We start from the raw sequence: 3,808 nt of genomic DNA, 5'->3' as shown, positions 1-3,808 counted from the left end.
GTCGTGGCCGCTGACCCAGCGGGGCTGGCCGCCGGCATGGCGGCGCTGGCCGAGGGACGGCCAGGGGCCGTGGGGCCCCGTGCGGCCGGCCGCGGCCGGCCCCGGGTCGTGCTGGTGTTCCCGGGCCAGGGCCCGCAGTGGGACGGGATGGGCCGGCGTCTGGCCGGCGCCGTGCCGGTGTTCCGCGACGCGATCCACCGCTGTGACGCGGCCATCGCCCGCTGGACCGGCCGGTCGCTGTGGGACGACCACACCGGCCTGGCCATCGAGGGCACCGCCACGGTGCAGCCGGCGCTGTTCGCGACCCAGGTGGCGCTGTTCGAGACATGGCGGGCGTGGGGAATCGAACCGGACGCTGTCATCGGGCACAGTATGGGCGAGATCGCGGCGGCCTACGCCTCGGGCGCTCTCAGCCTTGACGACGCGGCCCAGGTCGCCTGCGAACGCAGCCGGCTGCTCGAGGAAATCTCCGGCGCCGGCGGTCTGGCACTGGTCGAGCTGGCCGCCGACGACGCGGCCGAGCTGGTGCGGGGCCGAGAGCACGAGCTGTCCGTCGCCGCGGTCAACGGGCCCCGGGCGACGGTGCTGTCGGGGCCGGCGGCGGTGCTGGAGGATGTGATCACTGGCCTCACCGAGCGGGGCGTGTTCGCCCGCCGGATCGCGGTCGAGTTCGCCGCCCACGGGCCGCAGGTCGAGCCGTTGCAGCCTCGGCTGCGCGCGGCGCTGGCGGCCCTGCGCCCCGGCACCGCCGCCATCCCGCTGTACTCGACGGTTACCGGCGGCCCGTTGCCTGGCAGCGAGCTGAACGCGCGCTACTGGGAGCGCAACGTGCGCGCCCCGGTGCTGTTCGCCCCGGCCCTGCAACGCCTGCTCACCGAAGGCTACGACACGTTCGTCGAGGTCGCGCCGCACCCGGTGCTGGCCCGGCCGATCGAGGAACTGGCCGGTGAGACCGGTTGCCCCGTCACCGTGATCTCGTCGATGCGGCGCACCGAGCCTGAGCTGGCTGGGATGCTGTCCGCCCTGGGCACGCTGTACACGGCGGGCGCGCCGGTGGCCTGGGACGCGCTGTACCCGGGTGCGGTGCCGCACACGGACATCCCCCACCACGGCTGGGAGCACCGGCCGTTCCCGATCGCCCGGGTGGCGGCCGGCGGTCCGCGGCCGGCCGCGCCGCCCACCGCGGCGGCTGGGCCGGGCCCGCTGGGCCGGCGCATCCCGGTGGGGGTTGAGCCGTCCCTGCGCCTGTGGTCGCTCGACGTCGACCTGGCCGCCGCCCCGGAGATCGCCGACCACCAGGTCGACGGGATGGCGGTGGTGCCGGGGGCTTACTGGCTCACCGCCGTGGCACGTGCTGTCGCCGCCGAGCGTCCCGGCGAGCCGGTGGTACTGGCCGACGTCGCTTTCGCCCAGCTGTGCCCGGCGGGGCCGGCCGCGGCCGCTGAGCCCCAACTGGCCATCCGGCCCGAGGCCAGTGCCGAGGCCAGTGCCGAGGGGTCCGCGCGGTTTACCGTCACATCGGGACCGGCCGGCGCGATCCCGGTGACCCACGCCGAGGGGTGGGTGCCCGCCGCGGCTGGCGACGCGCCGCCGCCGCTGCCGCCGGCCGCGGCAGCCCGTGACCTGGCACCGGTCCCGATCGACGAGCACTACGCCCGCCTGGCCGCCGCCGGCCTTCGGTACGGCCCGCGTTTCCAGGGCCTGACCCAGTTGTGGGCGGGCGGCGGGCGGGCTGTCGGCCTCGCCCAGCCACCGGCCGGCCTGGCCGTGCCAGGCACCACAGCCGCCCTGCACCCGGCCCTGCTCGACGCCTGCCTGCAGGTGGCCGCGGCCACGGACACAGCGGTGATGCGGGCGGGCTCGGTGCCGGTGCCGGCCCGGATAAGACGGGTGTGGAGCCAGCCGGGCGTCCCGGCGCCGGCCGAGGTCTGGTGCCATACCCAGCTGACCGCGGCCTCGGCCCGTGAGCTGACGTGCGACATCACCGTCACCGGTCCGGACGGCCAGGTCCTGTGGGCCGCGGCTGGCTTCACCTTGCGGCTGGCCGGGCCGGCCCGGCCGGTCGAGGATGGCCGGCTCTACCAGGTGCGCTGGGAGCCGCTCGTGCCCGTGCCCAGGGCCGGCGGCCGGGGCGCGGGTGGCTGGCTGGTCGTCGCCGACGGCGCCTTTGGCCGGGCGGTCACCAGCCGGCTGACCGCGGCCGGTGACCCGTGCCTGACCGCGGTCAACGGCCTGGCGCTGGGGCCGGACGAGTATCAGCTCCCACCCGGCCCCAGCGCTTATACCGAGGTACTCGCCGAGGCCGAGTCCCGGTTCGGGACGTTACGCGGTGTGGTGGACGCTCGGACTGCCGGTGACAGCTCCGACGCGGCTGAGGACGAGTTCGACCCGTCCGCCGTCGCCGCCCGGGGGGTCGACGCGCTGCGGCTGGCCCACGCGGTCGTCAGGCGGGAATGGCCGGCCGGCGCTCCCCGGCTGTGGGTGGCCGCGGCCAGCGGCGGGACCGACGGGCTGCTCGACGCGGCCCGGACCGGGCTGGCCCGGGTACTGGCCAACGAGCACCTCGAGCCCGGGTGCACCGCGGTCGAGATCGAGGTCGACGCCGGCACCGTGGGCTCCGGCCTGGACGCGCTGTGCGCGCTGCTGCGGTCCGGGGAACCGCCGGGCCAGGCCATGATCCGCGGCGGCACGCTGCTCACCCCGGTGCTCACCGCATCCGTTGACGGCCTGGCCGGACCGGATACCGCACCGGCGGCCCCCCGGGTGCGCCCCGACCGGACCTACATCGTCAGCGGCGGCCTGGGCGCGCTGGGCCGGCGGGTGGCGCGGTGGCTCGCCAGCATGGGCGCACGGCACCTGCTGCTGCTCGGCCGGGGCGCGCCCTCCCGCGACGCCGACGAGGATCTGGCCGGGCTCCGGGCGGCCGGCGTGACGGTCCAGGCCGCGGCCGTCGACGTGGCCGACGCTCGGCAGCTGGCCGGGGCGCTGCGGCCCGGGGGCGCGGCCCCGCCTGTCGGCGGTGTCTTCCACCTGGCCGGCGTTCTCGAGGACGCCCTGGTCACGGACCTGACCGAAACCGCCGTCATGCGGGCGTTCGCCGGCAAGGGGATCGGTGCCTGGAACCTGCACATGCTGACCCTCGACCAGCCGGTTGAATTCTTCGTGCTGTTCTCGTCACTGGCCGGTCTGATCGGCTCACCCGGGCAGGGCGCGTACGCCGCGGCCAGCGCCTTCCTGGACGCGCTGGCTCGGCACAGAGCCGCGGTCGGGCTGCCAGCTCTCAGCATCGACTGGGGCACCTGGTCCGGCGACGGGCTTGCGGCCGGCGGGGTCGAGCGGCTGGCCGCTCGGGGCGTGCTCCCCCTGGACCCCGACACCGGCATCGAGCTGCTGGGCGAGGCGGTCACCAACGGGGCGGCGTGGCTGGCCGCGGCCGGTTTCAGCCTCGAGCTGCTGCACCAGGCCGGCGCCGGGCCGGCCGCCCGGCAGCTGTTCGCGGGACTGCTGCCAGCCGGCCGGCCCGGTGAGCCGTCCGGGCGCGACCTGGTGCTGGCGGCGGCCCCGGCCGAGCGCCGGCAGGTGCTGCGCCAGCTGCTCACCGGCGAGGTTGCGCGGGTGCTCGGCGCCGAGCGGGCCGCTGTCCATCCGAACGTGCCGCTGCAGGAGCTGGGCTTTGACTCACTGATGGCCATCGAGCTGAGGAACCGGCTGGAAGCGGGGCTGCGCATCCGGCTGTCCGCGACCTTGGTCTACGCCCACCCCACCATCAGCGATATGGCCGACGCCCTGCTGGCGAAGGTCGTACCGG

1 protein-coding gene is annotated in these 3,808 nt (G+C 76.4%); it reads left to right on the top strand.

The features are described from left to right. Positions 1-3,808, top strand: a 3,808-nt coding sequence (locus tag MJ783_RS17440; RefSeq protein WP_239311614.1) for an SDR family NAD(P)-dependent oxidoreductase, incomplete at both ends; no start/stop codon positions are given.

The sequence above is a fragment of the Protofrankia sp. Cj3 genome (assembly GCF_917627355.1).
In the GTDB taxonomy this organism is placed as follows: Bacteria; Actinomycetota; Actinomycetes; order Frankiales; family Frankiaceae; genus Protofrankia.
This window is presented reverse-complemented; position numbering and strand designations above follow the sequence as displayed.